The sequence below is a fragment of the Bacillus sp. P14.5 genome (assembly GCF_003316765.1).
Classification (GTDB): domain Bacteria; phylum Bacillota; class Bacilli; order Bacillales; family Bacillaceae_B; genus Rossellomorea.
In genome coordinates this window covers 1-17161 of sequence record NZ_NIJF01000115.1, presented here as the reverse complement: position 1 = coordinate 17161, position 17161 = coordinate 1, and the positions used below count along the sequence as shown (strand labels likewise).

Genomic DNA, 17161 nt, shown 5'->3' with positions numbered 1-17161 from the left:
GGATTAATTTCATCGTAAGAGATTAATGTTCAGCCCTGCTGAACATACTTTTTTTAGACACTAACTTGAAGAAGGGGGTACTTTGCATGACAAAGTATATTTTTGTAACAGGCGGTGTAGTTTCATCGTTAGGAAAAGGAATTACAGCTGCATCACTTGGAAGACTATTGAAAAACCGGGGGTTGAAAGTGACAACCCAAAAGTTTGATCCTTATATCAACGTGGACCCTGGCACAATGAGTCCTTATCAGCATGGAGAAGTTTTCGTTACAGATGATGGTGCTGAAACGGACCTTGACTTAGGGCATTACGAGCGTTTCATTGATATCAACCTGAATAAATACAGCTCTGTGACAACAGGGAAAATCTACTCAACTGTATTGAAAAAAGAACGCCGCGGGGACTATTTAGGCGGAACAGTTCAGGTTATTCCACATATAACAAATGAAATCAAAGAAAGAGTTTTCCGTGCCGGCAACGAAACCAATGCGGATATCGTCATCACGGAAATCGGCGGAACAGTAGGGGACATCGAATCCCTGCCATTCCTGGAAGCCATCCGCCAGATCAAGAACGATGTAGGCCGTGATAATGTTATGTACATCCACTGTACGCTTGTTCCTTACATCAAGGCTGCCGGTGAAATGAAAACAAAACCGACGCAGCACAGTGTGAAAGAACTGAGAAGCCTTGGTATCCAGCCAAATGTAATCGTCGTGCGTACCGAAATGCCGATGACTCAGGATATGAAAGATAAAATTGCGTTGTTCTGTGACATCGATGAACGTGCCGTGATTGAAGCAATGGATGCAGATACATTATATGCGGTTCCGATTGCCCTTCAGGAACAAAAGCTTGACCAGCTCACGTGCGATCATTTGAAGCTTGACTGCGGAGAAGCCGACATGACAGAGTGGAATGAACTCCTTCACAGAGTCCGTAACTTAAGCAAGAAAACAAGAATTGCGCTTGTCGGTAAATATGTCGAGCTGCAAGATGCTTACATTTCTGTTGTGGAAGCCCTGAAACATGCGGGGTATAACTTCGATACAGATGTAGAAGTGAAATGGCTGAACTCGGAGCTGGTGAATTCTGAAAATGTTGACGAGCTGATGAGTGATGTAGATGGTATCCTGGTACCGGGTGGATTCGGAGACCGCGGTGTTGAAGGGAAAATCACCGTGACTAAGTATGCCCGTGAGAACAAGGTGCCTTTCCTTGGAATCTGCCTTGGAATGCAGCTGGCTTCTGTTGAATATGCCCGAAATGTACTGGGCTACGAAACAGCTCACTCAGCAGAATTGAACGCAGCAACGCCATACCCGGTCATCGATTTGCTTCCTGAGCAGAAAGATATCGAGGATCTTGGCGGAACCCTTCGTCTTGGATTGTATCCTTGTAAACTCGTTCCGGGAACTAAAGCGTATGAGGCTTATGCAGGTGAGGTAGTTTACGAACGCCACCGCCACCGTTATGAGTTCAACAATCATTTCAGAGAAGAAATGGAAAAGGCAGGCTTCATCTTCTCAGGGACAAGCCCTGACGGCAGATTGGTGGAAATCATTGAGCTTGCGGATCATCCGTGGTTTGTGGCGTCACAATTCCATCCGGAATTCACTTCCCGCCCAACCCGCCCGCAGCCGTTATTCCGTGATTTCATCAATGCGGCTTTGGAGAATGCTGAATAATAATTATATAGATGAGAAAGAGCCGGTTCCCGTTTGGGGACCGGCTCTTTTTGTTTCATGGTCCTGAAAACCCCTGCTATACCGGGGGATCCAGAGAGCTTATAGCGAAGTGGATTTTCCGATCACTTCGTTCAATTTCAGCAAGAGCTATGCCCTGTGAAGGACATGAATAATCCCATCTAAATAAGCGGAAGTTTTCCGGTTAAACTACGGAATAGAGTTAGTTTTGAGGTAAATAAGCGGAGTTTTTCCGCTTAAGCACAGCGAAAAGGACCATTTCTGCATCTTTTAAGCAAATAAGGGGAATTTCTCCCCTTATTTCTCTCCAATTAGTGGGGCTTACAGTCCGAATCTGGTAAGAGAGGCTTCCAACAGCAGAGCAAACCCGCCAGTTCACACTGGTGGGGCACCATAAAACTCATTATTTAGTGAAAATTTATAATCAATACTCCTCCAGCATCTCTTCAAGCGAAAACTTAATCAGGAAATAGATATAGAGTGCTGCCATACTGGATGGGAAGCCGACGCGCTCTCCTAATTCCTCCCCTGGAAGCATTCCTTTTATCAATTTGGTATCGATATGGATATCTGCCAGGTCTGCGAGGTTTTCACCTTCTGCAGAAATCACCCCAGATACAGCAGCGAATGGAACTCCTTTGTCAACAAGCTGTTTCGCAAGTGAAACTGCCTCTTCATCAGTGGAAAAACGGGATACTAAAAGCACCCGGTCCGCTTCTGTCAGATCCTCCATATTGACCAGGGCTTTAGCTCCCTGCAGAGGCTCGTGTCCATTCAGGGCTTCAAGAGTGACACTGTCCATCTCGGCAAAACCTTTGATGTAGATGCTGCCTTCGCCAACGGATGCCTGTGCAAGCAGGCGGGCCCCGTCTTCAATGCTGAATTCTTCTTTATCAGCAATCCGGTTGAAAAGCCCCGATAGCTGTGTAGTAAACATTTTAATCATGGTATGTGCTCCTTTTAATCCGTTTTTTTTATCGCACAAGCGAAATTGCCCGCTGTATATGTACTAAATTATAAAAGCGGCAGACCTGGATGTAAAATTATCAAGAGAAGAAGGAGTTGGCAGGTCTTATGTAGAAGTATACTTGTGGGTCCATATACATTATACTTATCATTTTTAATAGAAGCTGTTCTCTGTTTACCGCCTGAAATGGCGGTGCCCAGGATTGCTGATTGCAAAGAATCCTGCCGCGGAAAGCAGCAATGTAGAAGACTGTAAATATAAAAGGGGCATCCGGCTGATAATCATTGGCTCTTTCCTGAAATGCTGCTGGAGAGATACAACCTTTAAAAAGAGTTGAGAGAAGCGGAGGGAGTTTCGGCCATTGAAGCCGTGATCCTTGAGCGGGAATCAGATGCCTTATTAAAGAGCAGCAAGATTCACGAAAGAAGGCCGATCAAAAGACGGAAGCTTTTACCACGTTTCAGGTTTTATTAAGAGGGGAAGAGGTGGACTAGATGAAGGAAAACATCCTCATTGTAGATGATCAATTTGGTATACGGATTTTATTGAATGAAGTATTGCAAAAAGAAGGTTACAACACTTTTCAAGCGGCTAACGGGATTCAAGCCCTTGATATCGTAGATAAACATTCCCCTGATCTGGTATTGCTAGATATGAAAATCCCGGGAATGGACGGCATTGAAATTTTAAAGAGAATGAAGGAAAAGGATCCTGATATCCGTGTCATCATCATGACGGCTTATGGTGAACTTGATATGATCCAGGAAGCAAAGGACCTGGGAGCGATCACTCATTTCGCCAAGCCTTTTGATATTGACGATATCAGGCAGGCAGTGAAACAGTACGCCACGATGTAACCCTTTCCAAGAATTTGAAAATACGGAATAATACTTCTTTTTGTTAAAACAGGGCAGTCGGTTGGTAAAATGTTGACCTTTTTGGTATTATACAGATGAAATTGCAAACACTGAGAAACGGGTAAACAGTTTACATACTGACTCAATAAAAGGAGGAAAAATTTCATGCCTTTAGTTTCAATGAAAGAAATGCTTATCAAAGCAAAAGATAACAGCTATGCTGTAGGACAATTCAACTTAAATAACCTTGAGTTCACTCAAGCGATCCTTCAAGCTGCGGAAGAAGAAAAATCACCGGTAATCCTTGGTGTTTCTGAGGGCGCGGCACGCTATATGGGCGGCTTCGTAACGGTCGTCAAAATGGTGGAAGGCCTTATGGAAGATTACAAAATCACAGTGCCTGTAGCTATTCACCTTGATCATGGTTCCAGCTACGATAAATGTAAAGAAGCAATCGATGCAGGCTTCACGTCTGTCATGATCGATGCTTCTCACGGTCCTTTCGAGCAAAACATCGAAATCACTTCTAAAGTTGTTGAGTATGCACACTCTAAAGGTGTTTCTGTTGAAGCTGAACTTGGAGTTGTCGGCGGTCAAGAGGACGACGTAGTAGCAGACGGCGTTATCTACGCAGATCCTAAAGAGTGCCAGGAGCTTGTTGAGCGCACTGGTATCGATACATTGGCACCTGCCCTTGGTTCTGTTCACGGCCCATACAAAGGCGAGCCTAACCTTGGATTCAAGGAGATGGAAGAAATCGGCGCGGCTACTGGAGTGCCTCTGGTACTTCACGGCGGTACTGGAATTCCGACTAAAGACATCCAAAGAGCGGTATCTTACGGTACAGCTAAAATCAACGTAAACACTGAAAACCAAATCGCTTCTGCGAGAAAGGTCCGCGAAGTGCTTGCTGAGGATGCTGAAGTATATGATCCACGTAAATATCTTGGACCTGCGCGTGAAGCAATCAAGCAAACGGTTATCGGCAAAATGCGTGAATTTGGTTCTTCAAACCAAGCATAATTTTATAGAACTCTATAGATATCACAGAATCTAATAACAACGCTTATAGAAACCGCCTTAAACCATAAGGCGGTTTCCGTTCATTTTAATTGTTTTGAAAATTTAGTCGAAGGAAGTGGAATGGGCAATGAAATTTTTTATTGATACGGCAAATATGGATGAGATCCGTGAAGTTTTTGAATGGGGCATCATTTCAGGGGTCACAACTAATCCTTCATTGGTTGCTAAAGAAGAAGGGGTATCTTTTCATGACCGCTTAAAAGAGATTGCTGATCTTGTTCCCGGATCGGTTTCCGGGGAAGTGATCGCACTCGATGCTGAAGGAATGATCAAAGAGGGCCGCGAGCTTGCGGCAATCGCACCGAATATCACAGTGAAAGTACCGATGACTCCTGAAGGACTAAAGGCGGTTGCAGTCTTCTCCAAAGAAGGAATCAAAACGAATGTAACCCTGGTTTTCAGCGCCAATCAGGCATTGCTGGCAGCAAGGGCGGGTGCCGCATATGTCTCTCCTTTCCTTGGAAGACTGGACGATATCGGCCATGACGGGATGGAGCTGATTGAAAAAATCTCTGAAATCTTTGCCATCCATGGCATCGAAACTGAAATCATCGCGGCTTCAATCAGGCATCCGCAGCATATTACGGATGCTGCTTTAAGAGGGGCTCATATTGCGACCACTCCTTATAAAGTCCTTGGGCAGTTGTTCAAGCATCCTCTTACTGACAAAGGCATCCAGGCATTCCTGGATGATTGGAATAACAGAAGCTAGCCATCCCTGGATTGGTTATTATGATGCAGATGTCCTCAGTTCTGCACCTGCAGCGGAAATCGACACGCCAGATGCAGATTAATAGTAAAAAAGGTATAATTTTTAAAAAAATCTATTCTTCTATACATGTTTTGACGAATTATGTATAAACTAGTAGACAATACTTCTTAGAATCGATTTTATTGGTAAAAATAACCATATAAACATCAAGTATAAAATGTTGCTTAGTTTATGGAAAATTCATCAAGGAATTTGGAAGGGAGTCTAAAATGGAAAAGCTTAAAATAGCAGGCGGTTATCCACTGAAAGGGACAATAAAGGTAAGTGGAGCGAAAAACAGCGCTGTGGCCCTTATCCCGGCAACGATCCTTGCCGACTCTCCGGTAACAATCGAAGGTTTACCCGAGATTTCAGATGTACAGACACTGAAATCTCTGCTTGAAGAAATCGGTGGAGAAGTTTCTTTTGCCGATGGTGAGATGAGAGTGGATCCGTCACGAATGATTTCAATGCCGATGCCAAGCGGAAAAGTTAAAAAGCTGAGAGCATCCTACTATTTGATGGGTGCCATGCTTGGGCGTTTCAAAAAAGCAGCAATCGGACTTCCGGGCGGATGCCACCTGGGTCCCCGTCCGATCGACCAGCATATCAAAGGCTTTGAAGCTCTGGGTGCCGAAGTGACGAACGAGCAGGGCGCCATCTATCTTAGAGCGGAAGAACTTCGCGGAGCCCGCATCTACCTTGATGTGGTAAGTGTCGGAGCTACCATTAATATTATGCTGGCAGCCGTGAGGGCTAAAGGCCAGACAATTATAGAAAATGCAGCGAAAGAGCCTGAAATCATTGATGTGGCTACTTTGCTGACCAATATGGGTGCCAGAATCAAAGGGGCCGGTACAGATGTCATCCGTATAGATGGAGTTGAAAACCTGAGCGGATGCCGCCATACCATCATTCCCGACCGCATTGAGGCGGGTACGTTCATGATTTTAGGTGCGGCTGCAGGTGAAGGCGTGCTGATCGATAACGTCATCCCGCTTCATATGGAATCTTTGATTGCGAAAATGCGTGAAATGGGCGTGCCTATTGAGACAAGCGATGAGCAGATTTTCATCGGCAAGGCGGAGAATTTAAATGCTGTCGATATCAAGACCCTTGTGTACCCAGGGTTCCCGACTGATCTTCAGCAGCCGTTCACCTCACTTTTAACAAGGGCCAAGGGATCGGCAGTCGTAACGGATACCATTTATTCTGCCCGATTCAAGCATATTGATGAGCTGCGCAGAATGAATGCCAACATTAAGGTGGAAGGCCGTTCCGCTATCGTCAACGGTCCGATACAGCTGCAGGGTGCAAAAGTGAAGGCAAGCGACCTGAGAGCAGGAGCTGCACTAGTCGTAGCGGGCCTAATGGCTGAAGGCATCACAGAAGTAACCGGCCTCGAGCACATCGACCGTGGTTACAGCAGCCTTGTTGAGAAGCTGGAAGGACTTGGCGCGACCATTTGGCGTGAAAAGATGTCTCCTGAGGAATTGGAGCAGCTTAAAAGTTCCTAGTGATATTCGCCTCAGGGATTCGCAGGTCTGAAGCGGAAAATGTGCGGGATTAGCGGGACAGGTGAGACCAAGGTTACGTACCCACTGGAACGTAACCCCGCAGGCGAATCCAGCTCCAGCGGCCAACGACTAGCAGATTTCGGTCTCTCTTCTTGCGATAAGTCATCATCGAATCGCTATCGCTCTTCATGATTCCTTTATCTCATACGAGAGCCCTAAAATCTGTACGTCGCTGAACGGCCGCTTCCGCTTTTTATGAAGCCGAGGAGGCTCAACGCCCGCCCCGCGGAGTCGCGCGGCTGGAGCGGAAATCCATTACTCTTATACAGAGCAAAGTCATGGCTCGAAATAGAGCATTCTAAAAAAATCCTTTCCCCTCTCCTTTAATGTGTTACAATATATTTATTATTATGTTATACAATTCGCATATAAAAATATATTTATGACACAGGGGGAGAAACAGATGGAAAGAAGTTTATCGATGGAACTTGTACGAGTGACAGAAGGGGCAGCGCTTGCTTCAGCCCGCTGGATGGGAAGAGGAAAGAAAGATGAGGCGGATGATGCAGCAACCTCCGCAATGAGAGATGTGTTCGACACTGTACCGATGAAAGGGACAGTTGTAATCGGGGAAGGGGAAATGGATGAAGCCCCGATGCTCTATATCGGTGAAAAATTAGGGACAGGCTATGGGCCTCGCGTTGACGTAGCAGTCGATCCCCTGGAAGGCACCAACATAGTAGCTTCCGGCGGCTGGAATGCCCTTGCCGTACTGGCTGTTGCTGACCACGGAAACCTGTTGAATGCGCCGGATATGTACATGGACAAGATAGCGGTTGGACCGGAAGCGGTCGGACAGATTGATATTAATGCATCTGTACTGGATAACCTGAAAGCGGTCGCCCGCGCGAAAAATAAAGACATTGAAGACGTTGTGGCGACGGTCCTTAACCGTGAGCGTCATTCTCACATCATCGCCCAATTGAGAGAAGCGGGAGCGAGAATCAAGCTGATCAATGACGGTGATGTAGCAGGCGCCATGAATACAGCTTTCGATCATACAGGTGTAGATATCCTGTTCGGTTCAGGCGGCGCTCCCGAAGGCGTTCTGGCTGCTGTTGCGCTGAAGTGCCTTGGCGGGGAAATCCAAGGAAAGCTTCTCCCTCAGAATGATGCCGAAGCAGACCGTTGTGTGAGAATGGGCCTTGATTGCAGCAAGATCCTCCGCATGGAAGACCTTGTTACAGGCGACGATGCCATCTTTGCCGCAACAGGTGTAACGGATGGAGAGCTTTTGCGTGGTGTCCAATTAAAAGGGACCCATGGCTTGACGCATTCTGTTGTCATGAGAGCGAAATCCGGGACGGTCCGTTTTATTGACGGCCGCCACAGCTTGCAAAAGAAACCGAATCTGGTGATGAAGTAAAGATTTTTGTAAAGGTGTTTCTTAGATTCTGGCTGCTTCAGCAGTAACTATTTTGAAGCCGACAGCCTTCTGAACACCTAAGTGATCATCAAATACAGTCAGCTTCCATGGAATTCTCCCATGGAAGCTGACATTTCCTATATACAGAGAGAGATGAGGGTATTCCTCCGCCCATCATGACTTTTTCCTTCCTTTCAATTCCATTGTTGATTTCAACTGAAAAATATGATTAGATAGTAGTTGTTTTATTTTCCTATATATTAAATGCTATCCAATCTCCAGGAAACTGATATTTCCGTGAATCAGGGCGATAATATTCGAAATTCAATTAGTAACAAGTTTTAAAAAGGCTCTTTTTTAAAAAATTGATGCTATTTTATCCTCTACCCTTTTACGAATAAGGATTGGAGCGGTAAGCCATCACTATTAAACAGCCGCAATCTTTGCGAAAAGAGCCATAGATAAATATACTTCACAAGAAATTGCTTCTGATATTTCTTCTTATTCATTATCCGGTAATTTTTCCTATCATAACGTTCTCCATATGGTAGATTTCAAATAATTAAAGAGTGGTGTCATTATGGAATTAACGATTAAAAGCTTAGAAAACATGAAATTAAAAGAACTGTACGAATTAGCAAGAGAGTATAAGATTTCCTACTATAGCAAGCTGACAAAAAAGAACTGATTTTTGCGATCCTTAAAGTCAGAGCTGAAAAAGAAGGCTTTTTCTTTATGGAAGGGGTATTGGAAATCATTCAGTCGGAAGGCTTCGGATTCCTGCGTCCGATCAATTACTCGCCGAGTGCCGAGGACATTTATATTTCCGCATCCCAAATCCGCCGTTTTGATCTGAGAAATGGGGACAAGGTTTCAGGAAAAGTGCGTCCTCCAAAAGAAAATGAGCGTTATTTCGGATTGCTGCATGTAGAAATGGTCAATGGCGTCGAACCGGAAGCATCCAAGGACCGTGTTCACTTCCCTGCTCTTACTCCTTTATATCCTGACCGTCAGATTAAACTTGAAACGACAACTAGTAAAATTTCCACACGCATCATGGATCTGATTTCTCCTGTCGGCTTTGGTCAGCGTGGCTTGATCGTCGCTCCTCCAAAAGCAGGGAAAACGATGCTCTTAAAGGAAATAGCGAATTCAATCACAACCAATAATCCTGAAGCGGAATTGATCATCCTTCTTATCGATGAGCGTCCAGAGGAAGTAACAGATATTGAACGCTCTGTCGAGGCGGAAGTAGTAAGCTCGACCTTTGATGAAGTGCCGGAAAATCATATTAAAGTGGCTGAGCTCGTATTGGAGCGTGCGATGCGTCTTGTTGAACATAAACGCGATGTTATCATTCTTATGGATAGTATCACACGTTTGGCTCGTGCTTATAACCTGGTCATTCCGCCAAGCGGAAGAACGCTTTCCGGCGGTATCGACCCGGCTGCGTTCCACCGTCCGAAACGATTCTTCGGGGCTGCGCGTAACATAGAAGAGGGCGGAAGCTTAACTGTACTGGCAACGGCTCTTGTTGATACCGGCTCACGTATGGACGATGTCATTTATGAGGAATTCAAAGGAACTGGAAACATGGAACTTCATCTTGACCGTGCTCTTGCAGAAAGAAGAATCTTCCCTGCAATCGATATCCGCCGTTCCGGAACACGAAAAGAAGAACTTCTTATTCCTGCTGAAAACCTGGATAAGTTATGGGCAATCCGAAAAGCGATGTCAGACGCTCCGGACTTTGCGGAAAAATTCCTGCGCAAGCTGAAGAAAACCAAGACAAACGAAGAGTTCTTCGAAATCCTGCATGAAGAATCCAAAGGCAGGCGCTCCTAAGCGCTTGCCTCCTTTAAAGCAGCGCAAGGGACAGTCCCTTTTGTTGCTTTAGAGCGTTAAACCGCATAAAGGGACTGTCTCTTTCTGCAGTTTAAAGTGGTGAAGTGAAATATATCCAGCTTGAAAACCAGGTTGCATTTCATTGATGGACTTGTTATAATATTGTCAGTGTGTTTTTAAATTGGATGCGGTAAGGGGCTGGTCAAATGGCTTACGCTCATATCGCATATTTTGGAATATATAACTCTGTCTCAGATGATTCAGGGCGGAAGGAGATGAAAAAGAATGAAACAAGGAATTCATCCAGATTACAAAAAAGTGATGGTTACATGTGCTTGCGGTAACGAGTTCGAAACAGGTTCTGTTGAGAACGAAGTGAAAGTAGAGGTTTGCTCTGAGTGCCATCCTTTCTACACTGGTCGTCAAAAATTCGCTGATGCCGGCGGACGTGTTGATCGTTTCAACAAGAAATACGGCCTTAAAAACCAACAACAATAATTTTAGAAAAACAGCGGAGCGTTTCAGGGTTCCTGTAAGCATATGTGCTTAACAGCTTCCCTGGAATTCTCCCTTTCTAATCTTTAAAGAAAACAGGCAAGGAATTATGCTTGCCTGTTTTTTATTTCTCTTTTATGAGAAAATAAGGAAAAATCAAGTGGAGGCAGTAAATAAGACTGCGCCTCTTTTTTTCTGAATCAGACCTTTTAAGACATTCTTTTCCGGCTGCACTGCCTGTTATTGCACTTATTTTATATTATTAAAGGTGCTGTTCGGAATACATAGGATGTATTTCATAAATTCATCGATCGAGGAAGGAGAGGGCTAATTTCATGTATCTCATGAAACAGACCGGATGGTTGGAAGTAATTTGCGGAAGCATGTTCTCTGGAAAATCTGAAGAGTTGATTCGGCGCGTCAGAAGAGCGCAATTTGCCAAGCAGGAAATCATGGTCTTCAAACCGAAATTAGATAACCGCTATAGTGAGGAAGCTGTAGTTTCCCATAATGGAACATCTGTGATCGCCAAGCCTGTTGAATCTTCATTGGAGATTCTCGGAGAGGTGACAGCCAGTGTCGATATCGTTGCTATTGACGAAGTCCAGTTTTTTGATGAAGGTATTGTGGAAGTCGTGCAGAAACTTGCCGATGCAGGTCATCGTGTCGTCACTGCAGGGCTTGACCAGGATTTCCGCGGAGAACCATTTGGTCCGATGCCCCGCTTGATGGCGGCTGCTGAACAAGTGACCAAGCTCCAGGCTGTATGTTCTGTTTGCGGATCCCCCGCAAGCCGTACACAGCGCCTGATCGATGGTCGTCCTGCTGGATATGATGATCCAATCATCCTTGTGGGAGCTTCGGAAGCGTATGAACCAAGATGCAGGCATCATCACCAGGTGCCTAAGGGTATCAGTGTCAGCCAGGAATCGATCGTGAAGAAAATATAATTTTTTGCCGGGAGCCGTTCTGCTCTCGGTTTTTTTATTTGTCACGAAGTATATCGCGTGTAATAAATTTGCGGTAAAATGTTCCCTTATTTTTTAAGGCTAGTTACTCAAGTGCTTAGTTTCCTTTTTCCTAATACTTTCAGGCAAAAGCTATTCGAGAAAGGTTTGTCTCTTACGAAAGCCATTGTGTGCATGGAGAGAATTCCTTTACTTAAATATCTGCAACCCCAGCTCCAATTCGCAGGTAAGATATTTTTCTTCTTTCGACGCTTTCGTCCTGAAAGTGTTTCTCGCATTTTTTCACTGTCAAAAAGCAGGCTGTATAACCTTCAATTCATGGGACAACCTATGCTCAGGAGGTGTTTCAGATGAGGAAGGTCTTAAGTTTAGCGGCTCTTACCATCTTACTGACAGCATGTGGAGCACAAAATGATAATCTTTACGTGCGGGATGAAGATCAAGGCGGGAGAAGGTTCGTCAATAATGATTTAAATGATGTGGATACGAATCAAAATGTCGACCAGCCGATGGAGACGAATCAAAACCCCAACTTTATTGATTTAGCAGAAACGCAGCCGAATAAAGGCACGGATGTCAATAAGGCGAGGGATGTCATAGAAGAGTACACAGACTTTGAGCCCGGTCAGGTTTGGCTTAACGGCCAGCAGATGTGGGTCACTGCCTATACTCATGACGAGATGGCGCAGGACAAAAGGAATAAAGAAGAAGCAGAACTTGGCAAGCGTCTGACAAGGGCATTTCCAAGATATAAGGTGAATGTACAGATCCATGAACGGTAAAAGGGAGACTCGTCCTTTTACCGTTTCTTGTGTTTGAGGCCGGCATATAATATAATTAGACTGTTATGGATTAAAATTGAGGTGAATAGCTGTGTTCGATCGTTTACAGGCAGTGGAAGATCGTTATGAAAAGCTGAATGAGCTTTTGAGCGATCCGGAAATTGTGAATGACCCAAAGAAGCTAAGAGAATATTCCAAGGAACAATCTAACATCCAGGAAACTGTTGAAGCATATCGTGAATATAAGGAAGCTACGTCCCAGTTCAAAGACGCCAAATCAATGCTTGAAGAAAAGCTTGATTCGGAGATGCGTGAAATGGTCAAAGAGGAAGTTTCCGAATTGGAAGAACAAATTGGGAAATTGGAAGAGAGAATGAAGATTCTTCTTATTCCTAAAGACCCTAATGATGACAAGAACGTAATCATGGAGGTCCGCGGAGCAGCAGGCGGAGACGAGGCGGCATTGTTTGCCGGCGATCTTTACCGTATGTACAGCCGTTTTGCGGAAGCTCAAGGCTGGAAGACCGAAGTCATGGAAGCGAACTCTACTGGTGTCGGCGGTTATAAGGAAATCATTTTCATGATTACTGGAAATGGCGCCTATTCCAAAATGAAATATGAAAATGGCGCACACCGAGTACAGCGTGTTCCTGAAACAGAATCAGGCGGACGTATCCATACGTCAACGGCAACCGTTGCATGTCTTCCTGAAGCGGAAGAAGTGGAGATCGATATCCATGAAAAAGATATCCGTGTCGATACATTCGCATCCAGCGGACCGGGCGGACAGAGTGTTAACACTACGATGTCAGCTGTGCGTTTGACGCATATGCCTACTGGTGTTGTCGTTTCATGTCAGGATGAAAAATCCCAGATCAAGAATAAAGAAAAAGCGATGAAAGTCCTTCGTGCCCGTGTCTACGACAAGTTCCAAAGAGAAGTACAGGCAGAATATGATGCCAATCGTAAGTCAGCTGTCGGTACCGGCGACCGCTCCGAGCGAATCCGTACGTATAATTTCCCGCAGAATCGCGTAACGGATCACCGCATTGGTTTGACAATTCAAAAACTCGATCAGATTTTAGAAGGGAAAATGGATGACGTCATCGACGCACTCATCCTTGAAGACCAATCTAAACTGCTAGAGAGATTGGAAGAATAATGAGCAGTTGCAAAACTGTTTTTGAAGCCCTTAAATGGGCTTCTTCTTTTTTGAAAGAAAATAAGCGGGATGAAAATGCGGGAGAACTATTAATGAAGCATCTTTTAGAGATGGACAGGTCCCAGCTGCTGGCTAATCAAAGACTGGTATTGAGCGACAAGGTGAAGCTTGAGTTTGTTCGTGGAATCACCAGTCATATCCAGGGAACACCGATTCAGCATATCATCGGCCATGAGGAGTTTTACGGCCGGAGATTTCGCGTCAGTGAGCATGTCCTGATTCCACGTCCTGAAACTGAGGAACTGGTGTATCATACTTTAGATAAAATCAAGAAGCATTTTGCCGGGCAGGATCAATTGAAACTGGCCGATATCGGAACAGGGAGCGGTGCGATTGCGGTGACGCTGAAATTGGAGAAACCGCAGCTGGCTGTATCGGCAGTAGATATTTCCTCGAAAGCTTTGACGGTGGCGGAGAAAAATGCCGAGGCATTGGGTGCGCAGGTTTCGTTTTTAGAAGGCGATTTGCTACAGCCTATAATTTTGGCTGAGGAGAAGCTGGATGTGCTTGTTTCGAATCCGCCTTATATCCCCTTGAGCGACCTGGATTCTTTATCGGAAGTGGTGAAGGACCATGAGCCGCACTCGGCACTTTTTGGAGGCGAAAGCGGCTTGGATTTCTACCAGCGTTTTATGGAAGAACTTCCAAAAGTCATGAATAGCAGGTATCTGATCGGATTTGAAATTGGGGTTGGACAGGGTGAAGCGGTTGCCGGAATGCTCAGAGGCGCATTCCCTGATGCCCGCACGGAAATTATCCACGACATCAATGGCAAAGACCGGATGGTTTTCAGTACAAGAGGATGAAGGGTTCAATTGAACTTTAGTCCATTAAAGCACTAATAGGGACAGTCCCTTTTAGCCTGGCAGCGCATTTAACGCGTTGCTTTGCTGGAGGAGGCTGTCTCTTCTGCTTTTTTTATTACCTTAATACTAGGGGTTTTCTTTCTTGCAGGTATGAATATTTTCATAGAGAATTAAGGAGTATACTTACTTACAAAGATTATGAAAGGATCTTTCTAAAGGCTCTTTTCGCAAACCTTGTTGCTATTTGATACTAATTCCGGAAAAGTAACCATATTAAGAGGGGTGAAAACTGGTAACAACGAAAAGTCTCCCCCGATAAGAGATAAAACTCTTAGTATCCGGAGAAGAATCCGGCTCTTGGGATTTTTTTGAAAGCATTAATATATGCGAAAACAGCCTTTCAAAAAGATTGTTGCCTTTGAATACTTTATTATCCTCCACCCCATTTTTAGGTAGGAGGATTGGAGCGGAAGCCGCGCGACCTCCTGCGGGACTAGCGGGACAGGTGAGACCCCGCAGGCAAATCTAGCTCCAGCGGCCAGCGACTAGCAGATTTCGGTCTCTCTCCTTGCGATAAGTCATCATCGAATCGCTATCGCTCCTCGTGATTCCTTTATCTCATGCGAGAGCCCTAAAATCTGTACGTCGCTGAACGGCCGCTTCCACTTTATATAAAGCCGAGGAGGCTCACCGCCCGCCCCGCGGAGTCGTGCGGCTGGAGCGGAAATCCATTGCTTTTCAACAGCCACAATCTTTGTGATTAGCATGAGCAGAAAATCATATAACTATAACTTTAGTAGAATGCTAGTTTAAATTTTTTCAATTTTGCTAGTTTAAGAATTGAGATTTCTGTCCACACTGTTTTACTGAAGGGACGGTGGAGGAAATGAAATCAACTAAATTAGCCTGGATGTACATAATCACTTTAAGTATTGGAACAATCTTAAGTTTATATATACCGAAACAGGAGTCAATTTCTGCTCAGCAGGAGGTTCAAGTCATTCCGAATGAAGCGATCCGATTGAGGATTCTGGCTGACAGCGACAAGGAAGAAGATCAGGCAGTAAAACGCTTGATCCGTGACAGAGTCAATGAGGAAATAACAGAATGGGTGGAAAGCCTTGTTTCACTTGAGGAAGCACGCTCTACAATCAAGGCGGGTCTTCCAGAACTACAGGAGATTGCCGAACAAGTGATGGAAGAGGAAGGGCTGTCGCAATCGGTTAACGTTGAATTTGGGAAAGTCGATTTTCCTACGAAGCTTTATGGCCAGTTTTTATATCCTGCGGGTGAATACGAAGCGATCCTGATTACGTTGGGAAGCGGCCAAGGAGCCAACTGGTGGTGTGTTCTTTATCCGCCGCTGTGTTTCCTGGATTTTTCAAGCGGAACGGCTGTCAGAAGTCCTGGATTTGAATCAACGGCTGAAGCAAGTGAAGTGGAACAGGAAGTTAATGTGCCTGTAACGGAAGGTTCTGGTGAATCACTTACTGCTTCGGATGAAGTGGAACAGGTGGAAGTTCAGAGTGCAGAAAAAGAAGCGGTTGCAGGTGAAGCAGGGTCATATATCGTTGAAGAGAATGAAATTAACGCAGCGGGTGGACAAGTTGTGGATAAACCAATAGCAGAAAAGGTTGAAGCAGAGAAAGCATTATCAGAAGAACAGCTTTTTGTAGAAGAAGAGGAAAGCGAAGTGGAGGTAAGATTCTTCGTGGTAGATTTCCTGAAAGGACTTGTGAATTAAGGTGAAAGAGAGATTCTTCTGTAAAAGAATCTCTTTTTTGTTCTATTCACTCTCTCATTACATATCTATTAACTATATAGATAAATGCGAGAGGGGCTTGAATATGTTGAAAACAATCAGGAGAGCTTTGGAAAAAGACAGCGAAAGAATCAAGAGATTCCTTGAACGTGCAGAATTAAGTACCGTGGGGATCGAGGACAGCATTGATAACTTTTTAATCGTGGAGAATGAAGCATTCGAGATTGAAGGAACGCTGGGCCTTGAGATTCTGGAAAGGACCGGATTGTTGAGGTCATTGGTGGTTAAGCCGACAATGGATGGAGACGATTTATTCGCTCTTTTCCAGAATATCCTCCAGTTGGGCAGGGAAAAGCAGTTATCCACGCTGTATCTCGTGTCCAATAAACAGGCGTCGGTCCAATTTTTTCACTTGCTGGGTTTTCAACAAGTGGATAAGTCTAAATGCGTAGAAGAGTTACAGCAATTCACGCATGCAAAAGCAGTATCCACAGTGGATAACTGTACAATCATGCACTTCCAATTCTGATAACTTAACATGTTAACGCATTAAAGCAGTGAGAGGGAATGTCACTAGCAATGCATCTATGTAAATTTCTTAAATTTATTCAAAAATTTTACAGTTATTTCTAGCTCGAGAATTAAAAAAGGGCAACATGGTTGTAAAAGACCTTGTTCCCATTTTTTTACATACTTATAGTTAAATTCGTCGTTTTCCTTTTACCATGGCTACAGTTCCAAAATCAGGTTTAGGTTTCGAAGGGATCGGAACTTTTTGTCTGCCTTTTGATTCTTTCTTCTTTCTACCTAATTCTAATAATAGATCGCTATACGTTTTATAGAGATAGGTTTGAAGTGATTGAAAGAATCCCCATGTAGTCTTGGTGGATCGTGTCATAAGCTTAACGATCACAGATAAACCAAAGGCAATGACAGCTAAGAACATTTGATTCCAGATTCCTTGGGGCTTTGTG

At 44.5% G+C, this 17161-nt stretch carries 14 protein-coding genes and 2 pseudogenes; 14 read left to right on the top strand and 2 right to left on the bottom strand.

The annotated features are described in order from the left end of the window. The first annotated feature begins 86 nt into the window (after positions 1 to 86). On the top strand, positions 87 to 1688 hold the full coding sequence (locus B9Z54_RS22380) for a CTP synthase (RefSeq protein ID WP_113930562.1): 1602 nt from the start codon (positions 87 to 89) through the stop codon (positions 1686 to 1688). A gap of 442 nt (positions 1689 to 2130) precedes the next feature. Here B9Z54_RS22380 and B9Z54_RS22375 read toward each other — a convergent pair whose 3' ends face one another. Next, the gene (locus B9Z54_RS22375; protein WP_113930561.1) at positions 2131 to 2652 is read right to left on the bottom strand and encodes a DUF2529 domain-containing protein; all 522 of its coding nucleotides are present in this window, start codon (positions 2650 to 2652) and stop codon (positions 2131 to 2133) included. Positions 2653 to 3167: 515 nt separating this feature from the next. Here B9Z54_RS22375 and B9Z54_RS22370 point away from each other — a divergent pair. The 13 genes and pseudogenes from B9Z54_RS22370 to B9Z54_RS22310 all read left to right on the top strand — a co-directional run bounded on the left by B9Z54_RS22370 (position 3168) and on the right by B9Z54_RS22310 (position 16716). Continuing rightward, positions 3168 to 3530 carry a response regulator gene (locus B9Z54_RS22370; RefSeq protein WP_113930560.1) on the top strand — a complete coding sequence of 121 codons (363 nt, stop codon included), beginning with the start codon at positions 3168 to 3170 and terminating at the stop codon, positions 3528 to 3530. Between the two features lie 165 nt (positions 3531 to 3695). Next, the gene (locus tag B9Z54_RS22365; protein WP_113930559.1) at positions 3696 to 4553 is read left to right on the top strand and encodes a class II fructose-bisphosphate aldolase; all 858 of its coding nucleotides are present in this window, start codon (positions 3696 to 3698) and stop codon (positions 4551 to 4553) included. Between the two features lie 127 nt (positions 4554 to 4680). Next, entirely contained in the window at positions 4681 to 5325 is a 645-nt protein-coding gene (gene fsa / locus B9Z54_RS22360) for a fructose-6-phosphate aldolase (protein ID WP_113930558.1), read from the top strand. Positions 5326 to 5594: 269 nt separating this feature from the next. After that, positions 5595 to 6881, top strand: coding sequence for a UDP-N-acetylglucosamine 1-carboxyvinyltransferase (locus B9Z54_RS22355; RefSeq protein ID WP_113930557.1), 1287 nt, complete (start codon positions 5595 to 5597; stop codon positions 6879 to 6881). Positions 6882 to 7344: 463 nt separating this feature from the next. Beyond that, on the top strand, positions 7345 to 8307 hold the full coding sequence (gene glpX / locus B9Z54_RS22350) for a class II fructose-bisphosphatase (RefSeq protein ID WP_113930556.1): 963 nt from the start codon (positions 7345 to 7347) through the stop codon (positions 8305 to 8307). A gap of 580 nt (positions 8308 to 8887) precedes the next feature. After that, a pseudogene (rho, locus tag B9Z54_RS22345) lies at positions 8888 to 10152 on the top strand (transcription termination factor Rho). A 285-nt stretch (positions 10153 to 10437) separates the two neighbouring features. Then, positions 10438 to 10650 carry a 50S ribosomal protein L31 gene (rpmE, locus tag B9Z54_RS22340; protein WP_113930555.1) on the top strand — a complete coding sequence of 71 codons (213 nt, stop codon included), beginning with the start codon at positions 10438 to 10440 and terminating at the stop codon, positions 10648 to 10650. 332 nt (positions 10651 to 10982) lie between these two features. After that, entirely contained in the window at positions 10983 to 11597 is a 615-nt protein-coding gene (locus B9Z54_RS22335; protein WP_113930554.1) for a thymidine kinase, read from the top strand. A gap of 368 nt (positions 11598 to 11965) precedes the next feature. Further along, positions 11966 to 12397, top strand: a complete 432-nt coding sequence (locus B9Z54_RS22330) for a hypothetical protein (protein ID WP_113930553.1) — start codon at positions 11966 to 11968, stop codon at positions 12395 to 12397. A gap of 91 nt (positions 12398 to 12488) precedes the next feature. Next, complete coding sequence (prfA, locus tag B9Z54_RS22325) at positions 12489 to 13559, top strand: peptide chain release factor 1 (protein ID WP_113930552.1); 1071 nt, start codon at positions 12489 to 12491, stop codon at positions 13557 to 13559. Continuing rightward, positions 13559 to 14425, top strand: coding sequence for a peptide chain release factor N(5)-glutamine methyltransferase (gene prmC / locus B9Z54_RS22320; RefSeq protein ID WP_113930551.1), 867 nt, complete (start codon positions 13559 to 13561; stop codon positions 14423 to 14425). The genes prfA and prmC overlap by 1 nt, the downstream gene beginning before the upstream one ends. A gap of 886 nt (positions 14426 to 15311) precedes the next feature. Then, positions 15312 to 16169, top strand: a complete 858-nt coding sequence (gene spoIIR / locus B9Z54_RS22315; RefSeq protein ID WP_113930550.1) for a stage II sporulation protein R — start codon at positions 15312 to 15314, stop codon at positions 16167 to 16169. Between the two features lie 103 nt (positions 16170 to 16272). After that, positions 16273 to 16716 (top strand): GNAT family N-acetyltransferase, encoded by a 444-nt coding sequence (locus tag B9Z54_RS22310; protein ID WP_113930549.1) that lies wholly within the window; start codon positions 16273 to 16275, stop codon positions 16714 to 16716. A 171-nt stretch (positions 16717 to 16887) separates the two neighbouring features. On the opposite strand, the pseudogene B9Z54_RS22305 reads toward B9Z54_RS22310, so the two are convergent. After that, positions 16888 to 17161 (bottom strand): annotated as a pseudogene (locus B9Z54_RS22305) (IS4 family transposase); the annotation flags it as partial.